Source organism: Enterobacter sp. RIT418, from assembly GCF_003057745.1.
Classification (GTDB): domain Bacteria; phylum Pseudomonadota; class Gammaproteobacteria; order Enterobacterales; family Enterobacteriaceae; genus Enterobacter.
Genome location: NZ_QBJD02000002.1, coordinates 248,145 through 267,844 on the forward strand (window position 1 = coordinate 248,145; position 19,700 = coordinate 267,844).

The 19,700-nt window shown below is 60.7% G+C and carries 20 protein-coding genes; 5 read left to right on the top strand and 15 right to left on the bottom strand.

Going from position 1 to position 19,700, the window contains the following annotated elements; all coding sequences use genetic code 11:
• The first annotated feature begins 240 nt into the window (after positions 1 to 240).
• Positions 241 to 999 carry a M48 family metallopeptidase gene (locus DBY73_RS03455; protein WP_112009813.1) on the top strand — a complete coding sequence of 253 codons (759 nt, stop codon included), beginning with the start codon at positions 241 to 243 and terminating at the stop codon, positions 997 to 999.
• A 231-nt stretch (positions 1,000 to 1,230) separates the two neighbouring features.
• A complete protein-coding gene (locus DBY73_RS03460) occupies positions 1,231 to 2,499 on the top strand; it encodes an OprD family outer membrane porin (protein ID WP_112009814.1) in 1,269 nt (422 codons plus the stop codon).
• Between the two features lie 102 nt (positions 2,500 to 2,601).
• Here the strand turns inward: DBY73_RS03460 and DBY73_RS03465 are convergent, their stop codons facing one another.
• The 14 genes from DBY73_RS03465 to DBY73_RS03530 all read right to left on the bottom strand — a co-directional run bounded on the left by DBY73_RS03465 (position 2,602) and on the right by DBY73_RS03530 (position 15,294).
• The gene (locus DBY73_RS03465; RefSeq protein ID WP_112009815.1) at positions 2,602 to 4,242 is read right to left on the bottom strand and encodes a thiamine pyrophosphate-binding protein; all 1,641 of its coding nucleotides are present in this window, start codon (positions 4,240 to 4,242) and stop codon (positions 2,602 to 2,604) included.
• Between the two features lie 13 nt (positions 4,243 to 4,255).
• Positions 4,256 to 5,725 (bottom strand): aldehyde dehydrogenase, encoded by a 1,470-nt coding sequence (locus tag DBY73_RS03470; protein WP_112009816.1) that lies wholly within the window; start codon positions 5,723 to 5,725, stop codon positions 4,256 to 4,258.
• A gap of 9 nt (positions 5,726 to 5,734) precedes the next feature.
• A complete protein-coding gene (locus tag DBY73_RS03475; protein ID WP_112009817.1) occupies positions 5,735 to 6,505 on the bottom strand; it encodes an aspartate dehydrogenase in 771 nt (256 codons plus the stop codon).
• Between the two features lie 9 nt (positions 6,506 to 6,514).
• Positions 6,515 to 7,309 carry an SDR family oxidoreductase gene (locus DBY73_RS03480; protein WP_112009818.1) on the bottom strand — a complete coding sequence of 265 codons (795 nt, stop codon included), beginning with the start codon at positions 7,307 to 7,309 and terminating at the stop codon, positions 6,515 to 6,517.
• On the bottom strand, positions 7,293 to 8,063 hold the full coding sequence (locus DBY73_RS03485; RefSeq protein WP_112009819.1) for an alpha/beta hydrolase: 771 nt from the start codon (positions 8,061 to 8,063) through the stop codon (positions 7,293 to 7,295). The genes DBY73_RS03480 and DBY73_RS03485 overlap by 17 nt, the downstream gene beginning before the upstream one ends.
• Positions 8,063 to 8,602, bottom strand: coding sequence for a cupin domain-containing protein (locus tag DBY73_RS03490; protein WP_112009820.1), 540 nt, complete (start codon positions 8,600 to 8,602; stop codon positions 8,063 to 8,065). Before DBY73_RS03490 ends, DBY73_RS03485 begins: the two co-directional genes overlap by 1 nt.
• 10 nt (positions 8,603 to 8,612) lie before the next feature.
• Positions 8,613 to 9,869 carry an MFS transporter gene (locus DBY73_RS03495; RefSeq protein WP_112009821.1) on the bottom strand — a complete coding sequence of 419 codons (1,257 nt, stop codon included), beginning with the start codon at positions 9,867 to 9,869 and terminating at the stop codon, positions 8,613 to 8,615.
• A 25-nt stretch (positions 9,870 to 9,894) separates the two neighbouring features.
• Entirely contained in the window at positions 9,895 to 11,082 is a 1,188-nt protein-coding gene (locus DBY73_RS03500; protein ID WP_112009822.1) for an FAD-dependent oxidoreductase, read from the bottom strand.
• Complete coding sequence (locus DBY73_RS03505; RefSeq protein WP_112009823.1) at positions 11,079 to 12,005, bottom strand: VOC family protein; 927 nt, start codon at positions 12,003 to 12,005, stop codon at positions 11,079 to 11,081. The genes DBY73_RS03500 and DBY73_RS03505 overlap by 4 nt, the downstream gene beginning before the upstream one ends.
• Positions 12,006 to 12,082: 77 nt before the next feature.
• The gene (locus DBY73_RS03510) at positions 12,083 to 12,871 is read right to left on the bottom strand and encodes an IclR family transcriptional regulator (protein ID WP_112009824.1); all 789 of its coding nucleotides are present in this window, start codon (positions 12,869 to 12,871) and stop codon (positions 12,083 to 12,085) included.
• Positions 12,872 to 12,883: 12 nt separating this feature from the next.
• Positions 12,884 to 13,633, bottom strand: a complete 750-nt coding sequence (locus tag DBY73_RS03515; protein WP_112009825.1) for an SDR family oxidoreductase — start codon at positions 13,631 to 13,633, stop codon at positions 12,884 to 12,886.
• Complete coding sequence (locus DBY73_RS03520; protein WP_112009826.1) at positions 13,633 to 14,655, bottom strand: aromatic ring-hydroxylating dioxygenase subunit alpha; 1,023 nt, start codon at positions 14,653 to 14,655, stop codon at positions 13,633 to 13,635. Before DBY73_RS03520 ends, DBY73_RS03515 begins: the two co-directional genes overlap by 1 nt.
• A 10-nt stretch (positions 14,656 to 14,665) precedes the next feature.
• Positions 14,666 to 14,974 (bottom strand): recombinase-like helix-turn-helix domain-containing protein, encoded by a 309-nt coding sequence (locus DBY73_RS03525; protein WP_112009827.1) that lies wholly within the window; start codon positions 14,972 to 14,974, stop codon positions 14,666 to 14,668.
• Positions 14,971 to 15,294 (bottom strand): non-heme iron oxygenase ferredoxin subunit, encoded by a 324-nt coding sequence (locus DBY73_RS03530; RefSeq protein WP_112009828.1) that lies wholly within the window; start codon positions 15,292 to 15,294, stop codon positions 14,971 to 14,973. The genes DBY73_RS03525 and DBY73_RS03530 overlap by 4 nt, the downstream gene beginning before the upstream one ends.
• Positions 15,295 to 15,711: 417 nt before the next feature.
• Here DBY73_RS03530 and DBY73_RS03535 point away from each other — a divergent pair, with 417 nt between their 5' ends.
• The gene (locus DBY73_RS03535) at positions 15,712 to 16,923 is read left to right on the top strand and encodes an MFS transporter (protein ID WP_112009829.1); all 1,212 of its coding nucleotides are present in this window, start codon (positions 15,712 to 15,714) and stop codon (positions 16,921 to 16,923) included.
• Between the two features lie 3 nt (positions 16,924 to 16,926).
• On the opposite strand, the gene speB is transcribed toward DBY73_RS03535, so the two are convergent.
• Positions 16,927 to 17,847 carry an agmatinase gene (speB, locus tag DBY73_RS03540; protein ID WP_058608614.1) on the bottom strand — a complete coding sequence of 307 codons (921 nt, stop codon included), beginning with the start codon at positions 17,845 to 17,847 and terminating at the stop codon, positions 16,927 to 16,929.
• A gap of 411 nt (positions 17,848 to 18,258) precedes the next feature.
• On the opposite strand from speB, the gene DBY73_RS03545 reads away from it, so the two are divergent.
• Both DBY73_RS03545 and DBY73_RS03550 read left to right on the top strand, forming a co-directional pair.
• On the top strand, positions 18,259 to 18,825 hold the full coding sequence (locus tag DBY73_RS03545; protein ID WP_258458357.1) for a fimbrial protein: 567 nt from the start codon (positions 18,259 to 18,261) through the stop codon (positions 18,823 to 18,825).
• 116 nt (positions 18,826 to 18,941) lie between these two features.
• Entirely contained in the window at positions 18,942 to 19,676 is a 735-nt protein-coding gene (locus DBY73_RS03550) for a fimbria/pilus periplasmic chaperone (protein ID WP_112009831.1), read from the top strand.
• Positions 19,677 to 19,700 lie beyond the last annotated feature (24 nt).

The window sequence follows — 19,700 nt, forward strand, 5'->3', positions numbered from 1 at the left end:
TGCCCTTGACGACAGCGCGTTTTGGGCTACGCCGGAAAAAAGTGCCAACAATGTAACCCAAGCCGCAGGGCATGTACATGGACCATTCTTTTGCCGCTTAAGAAATCTCTGGATCATGCTCGCATGTTGCGCAATCTGCTCGCCCGCCCGTGTCGATATTCTTTATACTTAGCGCAGCACCGGCTTCGCTTACGGTGATTTTCGGATTTTTTTTAGTTTAACGGGTACGGAAGCAACTACATGAAAATGCGTGCAATTGTGCTGGCTCTGGGAACCACTCTCCTGCTGAGCGGCTGCCAGAATATGGATTCTAACGGCCTGATGTCCTCAGGCGCGGAAGCTTTTCAGGCCTACTCCCTGAGCGACGCACAGGTCATCGCGCTGAGCGATCAGGCCTGTAAAGATATGGACGCGAAAGCCACACTCGCGCCGGCTAACAGTACCTACACGCAGCGTCTGAATAAGATTGCTTCCGCACTCGGGGACAACATCAACGGCCAGCCGGTGAACTACAAGGTTTACGTCGCCAAAGACGTGAACGCCTTTGCGATGGCGAACGGCTGCATCCGCGTTTACAGCGGGCTCATGGACATGATGACCGACAACGAAGTCGAAGCGGTGATCGGCCATGAGATGGGCCACGTCGCCCTGGGCCACGTGAAGAAAGGCATGCAGGTTGCACTGGGCACCAACGCCGTTCGCGCGGCGGCGGCCTCTGCGGGCGGCATCGTCGGAAGCCTGTCTCAATCACAGATTGGCGACATGGGCGAGAAGCTGGTCAATTCCCAGTTCTCTCAGCGCCAGGAATCCGAGGCCGATGACTACTCCTACGATCTGTTGCGCAAACGCGGCATTAATCCATCCGGTTTAGCCACCAGCTTTGAAAAGCTGGCGAAGCTGGAAGAAGGCCGCCAAAGCTCCATGTTTGACGATCACCCGGCCTCCGTTGAGCGCGCGCAGCATATTCGCGACCGCATGGCCGCAGACGGAATTAAATAATGTTGGAAGGAGGCATATTTGCCTCCTTTTTATTTCGCATGATTTGTTAATTAAACCGCACGTATCGGTAATTATCACCGAGATATTAATTCGTCCGCTTGAGAGCGCGTGCAGCAAGGGTTCGCGCACAGAAACGTCTGATTACATAATTATTGCATTCATTACCCTTTCAGGTAATTATCGCGATGCAGCAACCCACTTTAATATAATCCAGACAGAGACGTTCCCTCCGTGAAAAAAGAATTATCGTTAATTGCATTAGGCTTATTTTCCGCATTACCCGCCGTTGCCAGCCAGCAGTCAGACAGCCAGGGTTTTATTGGCGACAGCCATTTAGATCTGTTTTTACGCAATGCGTATATCAGCCGTGATTACCATCAGGGCCAGCAGGATAAAGCCGAATGGGGCCAGGGTATCGTCGCGACCTTTGAATCCGGCTATACCGAAGGGCTAATCGGTTTTGGCGTGGACGGCATTGCCCAGTACGGCGTGCGCCTTGACGGGGGCCGCGGCAAAAGCGGCGCGGGCGGCATCGACTTCTTTAAGCAGGAAGACGACGGACGCGCAAAATCGGACCTCGCAAAGTTAGGCGCAACGGCCAAAATGCGTATCTCCAACACCGTGCTGAGCTACGGCAACCAGCGCCCCGCGCTGCCGATTGTGACGGCCGACAGCTCGCGCCTGCTGTATGAAAGCTACACCGGCACGCTGCTGACGTCGAAAGAGATCGACGGCCTGGAGGTTAACGCCGGCTACTTTACGGACGAGCAGCGAAAAAGCGACGACCGCCACGACAGCGGGCTAAAAAGCCTGACCTTCGGCGGGGCGAGCTACCAGTTCAACGACCAGTTCAGCGGCGCGCTGTATGCCTCTCACAACGAAGAGGTCATGAACAAGCAGTACCTGGGCCTGAACTTCAAACAGCCGTTTAGCACCGGTCAGCAGCTGATCCTTGACTTCAACGGCTATAACTCCCGCCTGGATCAGGGCTACGCAGACAGCCTCGATACCGGGCGCAGCAACACTATCTGGAGCCTGGCCGCCAGCTACATCTGGGACATTCACACCTTTAAGGTGGCGTATCAGCAGAGCAGCGGCAGCACCGGCTACAGCTACGGCGGCTATCGCGATCGCGGCGGCGTCGGTGACGGCGGCAACACCATCTGGCTGGCGAACTCCTACTGGTCAGATTTTAACGCGGAAGACGAACGCTCATGGCAGGCGTCCTACGGCCTCGACTTCGGTGGCCTCGGCCTGCCGGGCCTGAGCTGGACCACCGCCTACGTGCGCGGCGACAACATCAAGACCGCTGAAACCAGCAACGGCAAAGAGCACGAGTGGTTTAACCAGATCCAGTACAAGGTGCAGAACGGCCCGGCGAAAGACCTGACGCTGCGCCTGCGCTACTCGGTGCTGCGCGTCTCCAGCAACGCCAGCGATTACAACGTGGGTGGGGATGAGATCCGCGCCTACGTGGAATACCCGTTTAACGTGTTCTGAGTTTGTCCCCTCACCCCAGCCCTCTCCCCAAAGGGGAGAGGGTGTTTTAAGTCCCCTCGCCCCTTTGGGGAGAGGGTTAGGGTGAGGGGAACAATCCGCACCTCAGTAAAGCGATTTCTGCGGCGGCCCGGCGAACTTCAGCGCGCCAATCTGCCCCATCCGCACTTCTACCACCGACGGCCCCGGCATCGCCAGCGCTTCGGTCATCACGGCGTCAAAATCCTCCGCCCGCTCAACGCTCCAGGCCTGCAGGCCTATCGCCTGCGCCAGCAGCGTAAAGTCCGGCGTGTGAAGTTCGTTAAAATACTGGCGACCGCCGAAATACTTATCCTGAATACCGCGCATCACGCCGTAGCCCCCGTCGTTCATGACCAGTAGCGTCACGTTGGCTTTCTCCTGGGCAAGCGTTGCCAGCTCGCCCAGGTTCAGGCTCAGGCCGCCGTCGCCCACCAGCCCCACCACCTTACGCTGCGGGTTAGCAATCGCGGTGCCGATTGCCATCGGCAGCCCCATGCCAATCGCTCCCGCCAGGGAATGGATATTCATCAGCGGGCCGTTGGCGCGGAACAGGCGGCTGCCCCACAGGCTGCCGGACACGGTGATATCGCGCACCAGCAGGCCATCCTTCGGCAGCGCCTTTTCAATCGCATCGTTGAGCTTCGCATACGCTCCGCACTGTTCGCGCAGCCCCTGCTCGGCTTGCTCAACCGCCTGCTGAACCTGCGCGTCCCACCGGGCGCTGCCCCACTCGCGCCCCTGAGCTTTTTCTGCCAGCGCGGTCAGCAGCGCGGAACAGTCGGCAATGAGCGTATCGTCCATCAAATAGTTACGGCTTGCCGCCGCCGGATCGATATCAATCTGCACGCGCGGGTGCGGCAGTTCGAGCGTCCAGGAGCGGGTTTCGTTGCTGCGCAGGCGCGAGCCCGCGACCAGCGTGAAGTCGCATTTTGCGATAAGCGCTTCGACGGACGGCGAGTTGTGGAACGCCCGCAGGCTGGCGCGATGGGCGTCCGGCAGCACGCCGCGCGCGTGGGTGCTGGAAATCACCGTTACGCCCGCGTCCGCCAGCCGTTTCACCGCGTCAGCGCTTCCCAGCGCCCCGCCGCCGAGCCACAGCAGCGGCTGTTTCGCCTGCTTCAGCTGCGCCCACAGCGCGTCGACGGCGCCAGCATCAGCGGGTGAAGCCGCGGGCGCTTTCACCGCCGCCGTCACCAGCGATGCAGGGATTTTTGCCCCCTGAATATCAATCGGGATCTCCACCGACACCGGGCCACACGGCGGCGTCTGCGCCTCCTGTATCGCCTTGTGCAGGATCGCGATCGCCTGATTCGCGCTGCTGATGCGGTACGCCCGCTTTGAGCTGGCCTTGAGGAAGGTCAGCTGATCGCGGGTTTCATGAATAAACCCGGTGTCGGCGTCCAGCCACGCCTTTTCAACCTGGCCGGTCAGGTGCAGCAGCGGCGTGCAGGCGTTCATTGCCTCAACCAGCGCGCCGACGGCGTTACCCGCGCCCGCGCCGGTGCTGGTCAGCGCCACGCCGAGGCCCGAAAACCGCCCGTGCGCGTCGGCCATGGTGACGGAACCCGCTTCGCCGCGCGCGGGCACAAAGCGAATGTTGCCGCGCTGTCCTACCGCATCCGCGATCGGCAAATTGTGAATGGAGATGACGCCGTAGATGGCCTCAACCTGGTACTGCTCCAGCGTTCTGGCGATGGCGTCGCCGACGGTTATCATTTCGCTCATTGCTTACCCTTTCTCAGTCGCACCAGTGGTTGACGCTATTACCCGTCGCCAGATAAATGCTCTTTTGCTGCATCCAGGCTTTTAATCCCTGAATGCCCTTTTCGCGGCCCAGACCGCTCTCTTTAAAGCCCCCGAACGGGGTCGAAATCGCAAACACTTTGTAGGTGTTGATCCACACCGTGCCCGCTTCCAGCTGCTCGCTCAGGCGCAGCGCGCGCCCGGTATCGCGCGTCCAGATGCCCGCCGCCAGCCCGTATACCGAGTCGTTGGCCTCGCGGATAAGCGTGGCTTCATCGCTAAACGGCATCGCCACCAGCACCGGGCCGAAGATCTCCTCCCGGCAGGCGCGGGCGGCGTTGGTCAGCCCATCGATAATCGTCGGCTGGAAGAAGCTGCCGTTCGCCAGAGACGGGTCGGCCGGGATCTCCCCGCCGCACAGCACGCGGCCCCCTTCGCGTTTTGCCAGCGCAACGTACTCCATGACGCTCTGGCGGTGCTTCTCGTTAATCAGCGGCCCGACGTGAACGCCATCGGTAAACGGATGCCCAACGCGCAGGCCGCGGGTGAGTTCCAGCAGGCGCGCCATCAGCGGCGCGTAAAGGCTCTGGTGGATGAACAGGCGCGATCCGGCGATGCACGCCTGCCCCGCCGAGCTGAAAATGCCATAGCAAATGCCCCGCGCGGCCTGCTCGACGTCCGCATCCTCCAGCACGATGGTCGGGGATTTCCCGCCCAGCTCGAGCGATGCCGGGATCAGCTTTTCCGCCGCCACGTGCGCCAGATGGCGACCGGTGGTCGTGCCGCCGGTAAAGGAAATTTTCCGCACGCGAGGGTGGCGCGCCAGCGCGTCGCCAATCACCGAGCCTTTGCCCGGCAGCACGCTCAGCAGCCCGGCGGGCAGGCCCGCCTGCTCAAAAATACGCGCCAGCTCCAGCGCCATCAGCGGCGTGGCCTCTGCGGGCTTGAGGATCACCGCGTTACCCGCGGCAATCGCCGGGGCGACCTTCTGCATTTCGCTGGCGATCGGCGAGTTCCACGGCGTGATGGCCGCCACCACGCCGAGCGGCTCGTAGCGGCTCAGCGTCAGCAGGTCGGGCTGGCGCGGCGTGGGCAGTTCGCCTTCCAGCAGCTCGCAGGCGGCGGCGAAGTAGCGGGCCGTGCCCGCCGCGCTCATCACCAGCCCGCGCGCTTCCGCCAGCGGCTTGCCGTTATCGCGGCTCTGCATCTGCGCCAGCGCGTCAACGCGGGATTCAATCAGATCGGCAACCTTATGCAGGATCTTCGCGCGCACGTGCGGCAGCGCGTTGCGCCAGGCCGGATCGCGCCACGCGCGTTCGCCGGCTTCAATGGCGTCTTCCAGATCGTCCAGGCCAGCCGCGTTCAGCGTCGCGTTGAGCGATCCGTCGGCGGGGAAATGGCTCTGCATCGCGCTGCCGCTGCCGCGTCGCCACTGCCCGCCGATAAAAATCTGTTGCTCGTCCATATCAGGTCCTCAGCGCAGGGCCAGCTCGCGGCAGGCGCGTACCGCGCTCAGTGCCGCAAGGGTGGAGGTTTTAGGGTTAGACGCCAGCGGCAGCCCGCTCAGCTCAAGGTGAAATTCGCCAAACAGCCCCTCGACGTGCAGCGTGTGGGTATTTCGCTTTGTGGCCGGATCGACCATCAGCTGCACGCGGGTGTCGTCCATTCCGACGCCGCCGAGCGCCACGGTCGCCGCCACGTTGGCGTTGGCCGGAAAGAGTCGCGCCGCCTCGCGGGCGCTGCCCTCGAAGAAGACCTTCGCTTCCGACACCGCATTGAGGTCGATAAGCTGCTCGGCGTAGCTGCCGCGCCAGCTGGCCGGGCTTTTGCGTGACCGGTAGGTGACGCGCTCAAGGCCGCCCTCCTTTGCCGCCGCCAGCCCGTCGATGCCCGCCACCGCGCCGGAGAGCAGCGTCAGCTTTCCGCCCGCCTTCAGCAGGCGCGCTTCCAGTTCGCTGTCGGCCAGCGCCCCGGTTGAGATTACCGCAAGGTGCCAGCCGCGGCGGAGAATCGCTTCGCCATACTCGACGACCGCCTGCTGGCTGGCGCATTCCAGCACCAGATCCGGCGACTCGGCGCAGTCCATCGGCGAGGCCAGGGCCGCCACCGCACCGCCGAGCTGCGCGTGAATCGCCGCATGGTGAGGCTCGCGTGCCACAATCCAGCCGATAGCCACCCCCGCGGGCAGGCGCTCAATTACCGCCTGCGCCATCGCGCCAAAACCAATTAACATGACTTTTTTCATGATGCGTCCTTACAGATGGCGGCAGAAGCCGCCGGAAACGTCCAGCGCCGCGCCGGTGGTGAACGACGCCAGCGGCGAGGCGAGGAACAGCAGCGCCCGCGCGGGCTCCTGCGGCTTGCCGAGGCGCGCCATCGGAATGCCCCGCCGGCGCGCGATATCGCCGGTCCATTCCGGCCAGCTCTGGCTTTTATCGCTGCGGCTTTCAAAGCGGCGCTGCCACTGGCCGGACTCCACCATGCCGAGCAGGATCGAGTTCACGCGAATGCCTTTGCCCACCAGCTCTTTTGAGAGCGTCAGCGTCATGTTGAGCAGCGCCGCGCGGGCGGCGGAGGTGGCAATCATGTGCTCCTCCGGCTGGAGCGCCAGCAGGGAGTTTACGCAGGTGATCGAGGCAATATCGGACTGCTCCAGCAGCGGCTGAAACGCCTGCACCGGGTTGATGACGCCAAACAGCTTAAGCTCGGCCTCGTGCAGCCACGCCTCGCGCGGGGTGTCGCTGAAGTGGGCCACGTAGCCCTGCCCGGCGTTGTTGATCAGCATGTCCGCCGCGCCAAAGCGGGATTTCACCGCCTGCGCGAAGGCGTGCACCTCTTCGGCCTTCAGCACGTCGCAGCGGTAAGAGAAAATGTCCCCGTCGGGATATTCGTTTTGCAGCGCCGCGTGGGCGCTGGCGAGGCGGTCCGGATCGCGGCCGCAGAAGGCGACCTTTGCCCCTTCGCCGAGCAGCAGGCGCAGCGTTTCGAAACCAATGCCCGAAGACCCGCCGGTAACGACCGCCACGCGCCCGTCAATGTGTGCATTCATCGCGCACCTCTTCTTTAATGCGTAAAAGCCGTTGGTTAAAAAACGCGTCGTTATCGAGATAGCTGGCGTGCCCGGCCTGGGGAATCGCGGTAAACGGCATGCCGTAGCGCAGCGCCAGCCCCTGCACCAGCTCCGGCTGGGTAATGGCGTCCTGCTCGCCGCACCAGACCTCAAACGTGCCGGAATAACGCTTCAGCCAGCCGTGAATATCGTCGTGCGCCAGCATCCACGCGGCGGCCAGGTAGCCCTCCGCCCGCAGGCTGCGCATACCAGACGCGACGGTGGCGATATCTTCCCCACGCGCGCCGGGGCGCAGCAGCTTCGCCGCGCGGGTCTGGGCAAGAATTTCACCGCCCAGCGCCATCTGCTGCTCGCGGTTGCGCCAGACCTGCTCGCGCTGCTCCGGCGCGGCCTGGCCGTAGCCCTGCGCGGCATCCGCCAGCACCAGGTGCAGCACGCGCGCCGGGAACTTCGCCGCAAACGCCGAGGCCACCAGCGCCCCCAGCGAATGGCCCACCAGCACCGCCTGCCAGACGCCCGCGCGGTCGAGCATCGCTGCCAGCGCGTCGGCATAGTCGCCCGCGCTGGCGCGCTCCACCGCCAGCATCGGGCTGTCGCCGTAACCGGGCATGTCCCACGCCAGCACGCGAAAGCCGCTCAGCGCCATCTGCTTATGCCAGGAAGCCGCGCCGGAGCTGATGCCGTGAAGCAGCATCAGCGGGATGCCGCTTCCCTGTTCACGAAAGCCCGTCATCACGCCCCCTGGTTCCGCTTCACTTTTGACAGCGGATGATCGGCCGGATAGGTCGGGATTTCCGGCCTGTTGGTGCCCAGCATCACGCACATCAGCGCCTCTTCTTCGCCGTGGTTAAACAGACCGCGATAGATGCCCGCCGGAACGGAGATCAGGTCGCGCTCGCGCAGCACGGTTTCGGTGTAGCTGTCGCCGTCCTGGATCATCAGCGTGATCTGCCCCTTCAGCATGAAGAACACCTCTTCCACGTCGTCGTGCAGGTGCAGCGGCCCTTCGCACTTCGATGGCAGCACCATGGTAGAGAAGGTAAAATGTTCCGCCTGGACGGTGTTGGTGTCGCTCGCCACGCCCGTCGCGCCGGTGCCGATGTAGCGCATCTGCGCCCGGCGGTATTTCGGGTCGAAGTCGGCCTGAAACTTCAGCGCGTTCCAGTCGTACTTGCGGCCTTCAAAGCGCGCAATCCGCGACTCGACCCACTCTTCCATGGTCAGGTTTTCAGGTTTGATGCCGGTTTTACGGGTTACGGTTGAATCACTCATGACGCTCTCCTCAGTAACGTTTCAGCAGCGGCAGTAACAGGACGCAGCCTACTGCCGCCATTACCGCCAGAAAAATCAGCCCGGAATCCATGCTGTGGGTGAAGGCGATTAGCGCGCCCATCACCGCAGGCGACAGCGCGCCCGCAAAGTTTCCCAGACCGTTGAAAATGCCGCCCGCGGTGGCGCTCACCCGCGGGTGGGTGGCCTTCGCCAGCAGGGCGAAAATGTTCGGCGCGCCGGTGCCCCACATAAAGGTGCTGAAGCTCATCGCCGCGATGATGGCGAGCGGGGTGTCGAGGTGCATGACCGCCGCCAGCCCGACGGCCGCACCGGCCATGGAGATAAAGCAGGCCGCCGCGCGCTTATCGACGCGGTCAGAGAGCCACGCGCCAATCACTTCCCCCGCCAGCATGGCGATGAACGGCATCGACGACAGCCAGCCCGCGTGCTCCAGATGAATGCCCTTGCCTTTGATCAGGTAGCCCGGCAGCCAGCCGTTGATGCCCCACAGGTAGGTGAGAAAGGCGATGTTGAAAACGCAGATGATCCAGAAGTGCGGGCTGACAAACAGTTCACGGCGGGCGGCGCGCCGCTCTTCCTGCGACGTTTGCGTGCTGGTCGGTTTCGCCTCCAGGCGAATACCGCGCAGGCCAATGCGCACGAAGATCAGCACCGGAACGGTCAGCATCGCCATCACAAAGAAGGTGCTCTGCCAGCCGAAGGTGTTCAGCAGCCAGAGGGAGAGCGGGAAGCCGATTGCCGCGCCCACCGGCGTGCCGAGCAGCCACAGCATGGTGGCCCGCGCCTGCAGGTGCTGCGGGAAGTTGTGCCGCACGATGGCGAAGGCCAGCGGGAACAGCGGCCCTTCCGCCACGCCGAGCAGGATGCGCAGAACGATCATTAGCGTGTAGTTATGGGTAAAGCCCATCGCCACCATCAGCACGCACCACACCGCCATCATGCCGGTGAGCAGGCGCAGCGGGGGGATTTTGTCTCCCAGGCCGCTTAAAAAGACCGACGAAAAGCCGTAGCTCAGCAGGAACGCGCTCATCAGAATGCCGAGGCGCGTGGTGTCAAAATCGATGCCCATAGCCTGCTGGAAATGGCCGTCGGAAAACAGCGCCGCAATGCTGATTTTGTCGAAAAACGCCAGCAGCACGCAGGCCAGCAGCGACAGCGGGATCGCCCAGCGAACCGCCTTTTCGGGCGTACGGATGCCCTCGCCGCTCGCCTGTTCCGGCGCGGCGTTGGTGTCTAATGTGGTCATCTCTCCCCCTACGGGTGCGCGTTTGCTATCGCAGTGACATCAGTGAAAAGGCCGGGTCGGCGAGCGGCACGTCGGACAGATCTCGTCCAGCCGCCATCCACCGCTTTGCCAGCTTGACGGTGCGCGGGTCGTTAAACGCCACCAGCTGCGTCAGGCGTCCGTTCTCGTCCAGCGAGAAAAAGAGCGCGCCGTCGCGAACGAGCGTTTTGCTTCCCGCCTGCGGAATGCCGAGGATCTGAATATTGTGCTGGTATTGATCCGACCACAGCCACGGCGCCTCGTCGTAGCCGGGCGCGTCCGCGCTGAGCATCGCTTTCGCCGTCGCCACCGCCTGGTTCTGGGCAAAGGCCCAGGACTGAATGCACAGGCCGTAGCGGTGGTGCTGCGCCACGTCGCCCGCGGCGAAGATCGCCGGATCGGACGTGCGGCCCTGCGCGTCCACCACGATCCCGCGGTCGGTTTTCAGCCCGGCGTCGCGCGCCAGCTCCAGGTTGAGATCGACGCCGATCCCGACGACAACCGCATCGAACGTTTCCCGCCTGCCGTCGCAGTGAATGACCGGCAGACCGTCACTATCCTCCAGCTCCAGCGCGCCGCAGCCGGTGCGGATATCGACGCCCTGCTCGCGGTGGATCGCCGCCAGCCGCTGCGATACGTCGGCGCTCACCGACCGCATGCACAGCGCGGGCTGCTGTTCGAACAGGGTGACCGCCACGCCGCTTTTGCGCGCGGAGGCGGCAATCTCCAGCCCGATCCAGCCGCCGCCGACAATTGCCAGAGTTTTACTTTCCGCCAGACGCCCCTTCAGGCGCTGCGCGTCCTGCCAGTGGCGCAGGGTGTACACCTGAGGATGATTCATCCACGCCTCGCCCGGCAGGCGCGCCCGCCCTCCGGTCGCGATTAAAAGTATGTTGTAACTAAGGCGTTCGCCGCTGCTTAAAAGCACCGTTTTGGCGACGCGGTCGATCTGCTCCGCGCGCAGCGGGCGATACCACGTCAGGTTCAGCGCCCGCTGAGCGTCTTCCGAAAACAGGCGCGGCAGGGCGGCATTGGCGTCCAGCAGAGAGGCTTTCGACAGCGGCGGACGTTCGTAGAAATCCCACTCCTCTTCCGCTACCACGCAAATCTCGCCGTCAAAGCCCTCGTCGCGCAGGGTTTTCGCCGCCCAGCCGCCCGCCTGGCCGCCGCCGATAATGACAATGCGCGACGTCATACCGCCTCCGGCTTTTTCTGCTGGCGGCGGGTGTCGTGATCAATCCCGCCTTCCACCGCCCATTCGGTAAAGGAGACCAGGGAGTGCTCCAGCTCGCGCGGCTGCCAGTTTTCGGTCAGGTAGTCGTCGTTGGTGTAATACTCAAACGCGCCGCCGGTCGGGCTGTTGACGTACCAAAAGTACGCCGACGACACCGGATGGCGGCCCGGCCCGATAAAGGTGCTCCAGTCGTTTTTGTTCATCGCGATCCCGCCGCCGATCACCTCGTGGATGTCGCGCACGGTAAAGGCGACGTGGTTCAGGCCGCGCTTGCGGTTCGGCAGCTGTAACAGGAACAGGTTGTGGTGGCCGCCGCGCGGGCCGCAGCGCAGGAATACGGCGCGGTTGATGTAGCGGTCAGAAACCTGGAAGCCGAGCACCTCGCGGTAGAATGTCTCCACCGCGGCCAGCTCCTCAACGAAAAACACCACGTGGCCGACGTTGATCGGCTGGGCGCGGTCGTACACCGGGCTTGGCGTGTCGATGCGGCGCATGTCGCCCCACTGGTTAATTGGCTCGACGTTCAGCTCGACGTCGGTCTGCTGGCTGACCTGTACCCGCAGGGTCATGCCGTTCGGATCGCGGCATTCCAGCGCGTCGCCCACTTCGCGAAAGCCCGGCTGCTGCGCGAGCCTCGGGCGCAGCGCGTCCAGCTCCTGCGCTGTGCCTACGCCCCAGGTCATGCGGCGCAGGGTGTTGCCTGCTTCAAACGCGGGCGGCAGGTTCGGGCTATCAATAGGATTCAGCTCGACGCGCGCGCCGCTCAGGGTGGTAAAACGCTGCCCGCTGGCATCGCCCGTCAGGCCAAAGTCCTGCATAAATTTGGCGCAGTGCGTCAGATCATCGACGCCAAATTCCAGCTTTTCAATTCCGATTACGCTCATCGTTGTTGCCTCATGTTGCCCGAACTGGGCGTAAAACATGCCCGACGCAGTCAAGCGCCTGACGCTAACTCACTGATTTAACTGGCCTGTGATAAATACCCTAAGAAGCCAGAAATTTTATCCGCCGCGAGGCTGACCTCGCTTTGCAGGCGCTCGCGGTCGGATTGCGGGATCTCTTCCGACGGCACCAGAATGCTGACCACCGCCGCCACGCGCCCGCTTCGGTCATACACCGGATAGACGATGGAGGAGATGCCGTGGCGGAAGAAGGATTCACCGATGACAAACCCGCGGGCTTTATCCTGCTGCACCATCTGCCACAGGGCTTCACGCTCGTGAAGCTGCCCCGGCGTGTTGCCCGGCAGCCGCTCGTGCGGGAACAGCTGTTCAAACTCCGCGCGGGAAATATCGGTCAGCAGCATGCGGCCAAGCGAGGTGCAGTGCACCGGCAGGCGGGTGCCAATGCTGACCTGGTTGATGCGCGAGCCGGCGGCGCTGACGCGGGCGATGTAAATGATGTCGCGCCCGTCGCGGATCGCCAGGTGGCTGCTGCACTGGCTGACGTCGCGCAGCTGCTCGATAACCGGCTGCCCGACCTGCGCCACGTCCAGCGAGGCGATGTACTCAAAGCCCAGGCGCAGCACGTTCATGCCGAGCGAAAAGGTGTTGGTGCGCGCGTTGCGCTCGAGAAAGCCCATGTATTCCAGGGTCTGCACCACGCGGTAGGCGGTGGCTTTCGGCATATCCACCAGCCGGTGCAGCTCGGCAAAGGTCAGATCGCGATGCTGCTCGCCGAAGGCCAGCAGCAGCTGCAGGCCGCGTTCAAGCCCCGGCACCAGATACTTCACTTCCTGATCGTTTGCCATTTCGTTTACCCGTTAGTTGAAAACAAAGCCGCCGTTCACCGGGATCAGCTGGCCGGTAATAAAGCGCGACAGATCGCTGAGCAGCCACACCACGCTGCCGGTGACATCGTCCGGCTGCTGCGCGCCCGCCAGCGCGCGCCCGTTTTCGTACAGCTGATGACGCTCGGCGGGCACATATTCGGTTGCCTCGACGCGGGTCAGGCCCGGCGCAATCGCGTTGATGCGAATACGTTTTTCGCCCAGCTCGCGCGCCATCGAGCGCGTCATGGCGATCACTGCGCCTTTGCTTGCCACGTAGGCCATCAGGCGCGGTGCGCCCCACAGCGCGGTGTCGGACGCCACGTTGACAATCCCCGCCCCGTCGCGCAGCAGCGGGACGGCCGCGCGCGTCACCAGCCAGGTGCCTTTAACGTTGACGTTCATCACCCGATCCCAGAGATCCGGATCGTAATCAAGCATGTTTTTACCGCCGACGCCGGTGGCCATCGCCGCGTTGTTGACCAGCCCGTCAATCTGCCCCTGCTCGCCGACGGCGCTGAACGCATGTTCTATGGAATGCGGATCGGCCAGATCGATAGCGTGGGATTCGATCGCATATCCCTGCTCGCGCAGCCCGTGCGCGCTCTCGGCCAGTTCGCCTTCGAGGATGTCGCACATCACCACCGCCGCGCCCTGCTCCGCGCAGGCTTTGGCAAAGTGGTAGCCCAGGCCGCGCGCGGCGCCGGTGACCACGATGCGTTTTCCGCTCAGCAGGCCGTTCATCAGGCGGCACCCTGCTGTGCTTCACGCGCGGCAAGCTGCTCTTTCGCCGCCTTTTGCATCATGCGGCGCAGGCGGGAGAGGCCGACGTCGTGCTGGTAAAGGTACTCGTGCTCGCGCGCGTTCGGCGCCAGGCTTTCCAGCACCACGCGATCCTGCTCCAGCACCTCCCAGTGCAGTTTTTCCAGGCGGTTGCGGTACATAAAGCGCCACATGTCGCGCTGCCAGCCCTGCACGCGGCGGATGCGCCAGAAGAAGACGCGGCAGTTGTCGTTATCCTCCGGCACCACCATGCCGACGATGAAGAAGTGGCCGCCCGGCCCGAAGCGCTTCTTATAGGGAATGGAGAGACGCATCCAGCAGGTGCCGCTGTTGCCCAGCTCGACCCAGTCGAAGTTGACGCCGCTCTGCCCCTTCTTCTCGAAGATGAAGCCGGTTTGGGTCGGCTGCAGGACCATGTCCGCCTTGCGATCCCCTTCCGCCATCGAGTGGGACGACGAATGGAGATAGGTGCCGTGCATCGGATCCATCACGTTTTCCAGCGCGTACTGGTAGTTGCATTTCCACGCGGCGGTGCAGAGGAAGTTGCTGAAATTTTCCGTGTCGGCGAGTTCGTCCGGGAAGCTCAGTTCCTCCGGCTGCTGTTCAGCGGTGACGCCAAACCACAGGAAAATCGCGCCGTGCGCCTCCTGCACGTTATAGCTGCGCACGCACTGCTGGCCCACCAGCGGGCATTTGTCCACGGCGGGCACGTCTTTTACCTCGCCGTTGCCCGCCACTTCCACGCCGTGGTACCAGCAGGCGATGCGGTCGCCGAGGTTCCAGCCCATCGACAGGCGCGCGCCGCGGTGCGGACAGCGGTCCTCCAGCGCCTGCACCTGACCGTCTTTGTTGCGCCAGACCACGATCTGCTCGCCGAGGCGGGTAATGCCCACCGGCGCGGACTGCACTTCCCAGCTCGCCAGTACCGGATACCACAGGCCGCGCAGGCCTTTATCGAGATAGTTTTGTACGGTAGTCGTCATCGCCTTGCCCTCAGTAGCCGTTAACCTGTAAGAATGCCTGGAAGCTGGCGGTGCTCCACGGCTCCCCCTGCTGGTCGTGCATGTGCACCGCGTTTAGCCCGTTCACCAGCTCCGGCAGCGTTTCAACGCCCTGCTCAAAGAGTTCTTCCAGCGTGGCAATCAGGTTTACTTCCCAGCTTTCCGGCTCGCGGCTGCGGGTTTGCCAGATCAGGTTCGTGTATTCACCCGGCTTGTGGATCGCGCCGTTGCCGCCCTCGGCGGGAGGGGCAAACTGGCGGCTTTCCGGCAGCGCCGGGTTGAAGTTCAGGGTGTCGCTCATGCCACGGTCTCCTCGACGAAGGTAATCTGGATTTGATTTTCAAAGACCCGAACCGGGTAGCGGTTGAGGTTGCGGCCGCCGGGGCCGTGCAGGCACTGGCCGGTTTTGACGTCGAAGACCGCCTCGTGCAGCGGGCACTCCACTTTGCCATCTTCCACAAAGCCCTGGCTCAGCAGCGCATAGGCATGAGGGCATACGTCCTCCAGCGCGTAATAGTCGCCGTCAATCAGGTAAACGCCGATCTCTTTACCCTCGACGTTGCCGCTAAAAGGGAAATCTTCCTGTACTTGTTCTGCGTCACATACGCCTATCCAGCTCATCACGATCCTCCAGGCTTTTGTTTCATATATGAAACTCTGTTTCTTATTTAATACGGTCAATATAAAAGCGATGAATGTTTCGTCAAGCGTCAATGTGACGAATTTGTTAAATGAATGGTATTTAATGAGCTAAGTGTGCAAACGATCACGAAAAAATACAGCGATATGAAATTTTCATTATTCAGGCGTGAATGAATACCTTTTTATGATGACCGATAATTTTCATAAAAGCCTATTGACTTCTTTTCTTTTTATTCTTTAAAAATTAATAACCCGTGCCTTAACGCAGTTTCACAGGTGAAACTCATTTTATTTTTAACCTTAATAATCAATGAGTTTCACCTGTGAACCATTTTAGGTGCGTGACAATCACATTCCTGAAAAATAAAACAACACAATACGGTTAAGGCAAATTCGATGACGGCAAAATGGCAAGGCACGATTGCACTTCTGTTACTTATTATTATTTCCTACGTCGACCGGGTAAATATCTCGGTAATGATTTTAAACCCGGAGTTTGCCGAACATTTTCAGCTAAATGAAAACAGAATGTTACAAGGAATGCTAATGACCTGCTTTCTTCTGGGTTATGGCTTTTCCGCACTGCTCCTGACGCCGGTTATCGAAAGCAAGTTCCACTACCGCCACGGATTGTTAAGCAGCATTGTCGTTTGGGCCGCGGTTTGTGCCGTGTCCCCACTGCTGGGCTCGCTGATGGGAATGCTGATAGCACGCGTCATTCTGGGCGTTGCCGAAGGCCCGCTGTTTTCGCTTAAGACGCGCTATATCAGCGATAACTTTTCTCCCGCAGAGATCGGCAAACCTAACGCCGTTACCGCGCTGGGCGTCTCGCTGGGGCTTGCCGTCGGCTTTCCCTTCGTGACGTGGCTGATGTCACATCTGGGCTGGGCGGGCTCCTTTTACGCGCTGGCGCTGATCAATCTCGTGCTCGGCGGCGGCTTAGTCTGTCGCTTTCTGCCCGCGCCCCGCAGCGTGGAAAAAACGCGAAAACCGGGATTCATGCAGACGTTTTCGCTTGCGTGGCAAACGCCCCTGCTCGGCTGGATCTTGCTGGTTGAGATCGCCACCCTCAGCTACCTGTGGGGCAGCAGCGCCTGGCTCCCGGCATGGCTGCGCGATGAGCACCATTTCTCGCTGCACGCCACCGGCCTGCTTGCCGCCGTGCCGTTCCTCCTCAGCCTGGGGTCGAAGTTTCTCGGCGGGGTGCTGCTGGATAAAATGCGCCCGGAGCAAGCGCCCGTGCTGTTTGTGGTGGGCGGCCTGCTGACGGCGCTCTCGGTGATTGCGCTGATGCTGAGCCACCAGCCCGTCTGGCTGGCGCTGTTTATGCTGAGCGCCAACGTGTTCTGGGGGCTTCAGGGCGCGGCCATTCCGGCGGTCATCCAGCATCACGCCGCGCGCGAGGCGGTGGGCAGCGCGTATGGGATCGTTAACGGGATAGGGAATCTCTGCGCGGCCTTTATTCCGCTGCTGATGGGGATGGTGATGAAGTCGGTCGGGTCGGTCAGTTCGGGATTTTCGGTGCTGGTTGCCTCGCAGGCTATCACGCTGGTGGCGGGCGGAATGCTGCTGCTGCGCATGCGTCGCGCAGCAGCAGTGAGCGCGTAAGGCTTACTCGCCTTTTTTCGCGGCCTGTATATAGAGCATCTCGAGCGCCAGGGTCGCCGCGGCCAGCGCGGTGATCTCGGACTGGTCGTAGGCTGGAGCGACTTCAACAACGTCCATACCGACAATATTCAGGTCTTTGAGGCCGCGCACCAGCTTGATCGCGCGATCGGAGGTCAGGCCGCCGATGACCGGGGTGCCGGTCCCTGGCGCAAAGGCCGGGTCCAGGCAGTCGATATCGAAGGTCAGGTAAACCGGCATATCGCCCACGATCTGCTTCACCTGCGCAATGATGTCGTCCACGCCGCGATCGTTCACCTGGCAGGCGTCCAGCACGGTGAAGCCATTGTCTTTGTCGAACTCGGTGCGGATGCCGATCTGTACGGAGTGGTTAGGGTCGATCAGGCCTTCTTTCGGCGCCGTGAAGAACATGGTGCCGTGGTCAAACTCGCAGCCGTTCGCGTAGGTATCGGTGTGCGCATCAAAGTGCACCAGCGCCATCTTGCCGAAATGCTTCGCGTGGGCGCGCAGCAGCGGCAGGGTCACGAAGTGGTCGCCCCCGAAGGAGAGCATACGCTTACCGGCAGCCAGCAGCTTCTCGGCGTGGGCCTGCAGCTTTTCGCTCATTTCGCGCGCGTCGCCAAACGCGTACACCAGGTCACCGCAGTCGACCACGTTCAGACGCTCGCGCATGTCGAAGTTCCACGGGAAGCGGTTGTGCTCCCACGCCAGGTTAGTCGAGACCTGGCGGATGGCCGCGGGCCCGTGGCGGCCACCGGCACGACCTGAGGTCGCCATATCAAACGGCACGCCGGTGATCACCCAGTCGGCATCGCTGTCGTACGGCTGGAAGTTCATTGGCAGGCGTAAAAACCCAAACGCGTTAGAAACCAGTGAGTTATCGTATTGATGGCCTAAAGTGCTCATGTCCTGACCTCATGTAGAGTCGATACGGTATAAAAGATGAAAAAAAATCCCCTCCGCGTCGTTAAACCCGACGAGGAAGGGATTGATGTGCTTACTGCTTTGGGTCTAATGCTAGCGCCTGAGGCCCTAAGATTCAAGTTAACAGTCAATATGATAAATCAACTCCGTATTCTGACTAATTTGCAGATGCGCATTCATACCCATAATATTATTTATACAAAATATTCTTTTATAAAAATACCATACAATTAGCAGGCTATATATCGAAATCAACCCGCGATTAAGAAAGCAACCCATAAAATAATTATATACATCACTTTAAAATTAAGAATTTATTTAGGGCTATCTGATAGCCGTGCCGCTGTTGAAATCTATACAATCCCTCCCCCGAAATATTATATGGATATTGTTATGAATAAGTTTTCTAAATTTGCATTACTGGTCGTTCTCTCGACGGGAGGCAGTGCAGCAGCGGCTGAAGATGGCGTCATCACGTTTGATGGCACTATTAGCGATGCAACCTGTACGATTACCGGCGGCGATGCGACCGGTGAATCCGCATCCCCGGACTTTACCGTTCGCCTGCCATCCGTGAGCGTCTCTGCGCTGTCTGCTAACGGCGAGCGCGCCGGGGATACGCCTTTCCACATTACGCTGAGCGGCGCTAACTGCGCGAACGGCAAAGTTGGAAGCGTTTTCTTCGAGCTGGCACAAAGCAAAAATATCAACGCAACCACCGGTAACCTGGTCAACTCCGTCAGCAAAGCCGACGGCGGTTCTGACAAGGTTGAAATCGGTTTGCTGGATGCTAACAAAGCTATCCTGAACCTGAATACCGCGAACAATACCGCAATTACAAAAACCGTTACCGGCAATACCGCCCGCTTCGATTACTGGGCGCAATATGTCGCTACCGGTGGCGCAGCAACGGCGGGTAAAGTGACCACGGATGTTGTTTATTCAATTAAGTATCAGTAAGTAAACTCAGCGGGTATTAAAGAGTGGAAGACTCTGTCTGTAAAAAGATGGAGGGTTTTTTGACGCTTAAATACCCGCTTCTTCATGCTCTTTATTTTCGTTTCAGGCGCTGCTCCATGTTAAGCAAATTTATTCAATCTTTATGCGTATTAACGTTGTTCGTATGCTCGCAGTCTGACGCCACAATTCAGATACTGGCCACTCGCGTTGTGCTCAATGCTGCAGAAAAAGAGCAAACGGTTCGTATCAATAACGTCGGCAATGAGCCCCAGCTCGTTCAGGTCTGGCTTTCCAGCACCGACAAAACGGATGGCGTGAAAAAAGAGGATCTTCCCTTCTTTATTAATCCGCCGGCAGCCCGTATTAATGCCCAAAAAGGGAAAGTTTTTCGTATTTTCCAGATGGAAGACGCGGCAGCGAAATATCCAAAAGATCGCGAAAGCGTGCTTTGGCTGAATGTGCTGGATATTCCACCGGAAACTGCAGCGGATGCGGATAAAAACCAGGTAAAAATGGCGTTTCGCACGCTGATAAAAATGTTCTATCGCCCTGCCGGATTAAAAGGAACCCCTATGGAAGCGGGCGATAGTTTGACCTGGCAGCTGCGTAAGGCGGCGGTCGGCTACGACGTCGTAGGCACCAACAATTCACCGTTCCACGTCAGCATGACGAGCGTCTGGTTGACCAACGCTCAGGGCAAAGAGGTGGAAGTCACCGGAGAGATGATTGCCCCATACAGCACGATCACCTACCACTTCCCGAAAGTGGCGGCGGTGAGTGGAAACGGTACGTTCAAATATAACTACATCACCGATCTCGGTGCCTACATCAAACGTACTTACAGTTTTTAATTTGCTGATGGATATTAGTCCAGG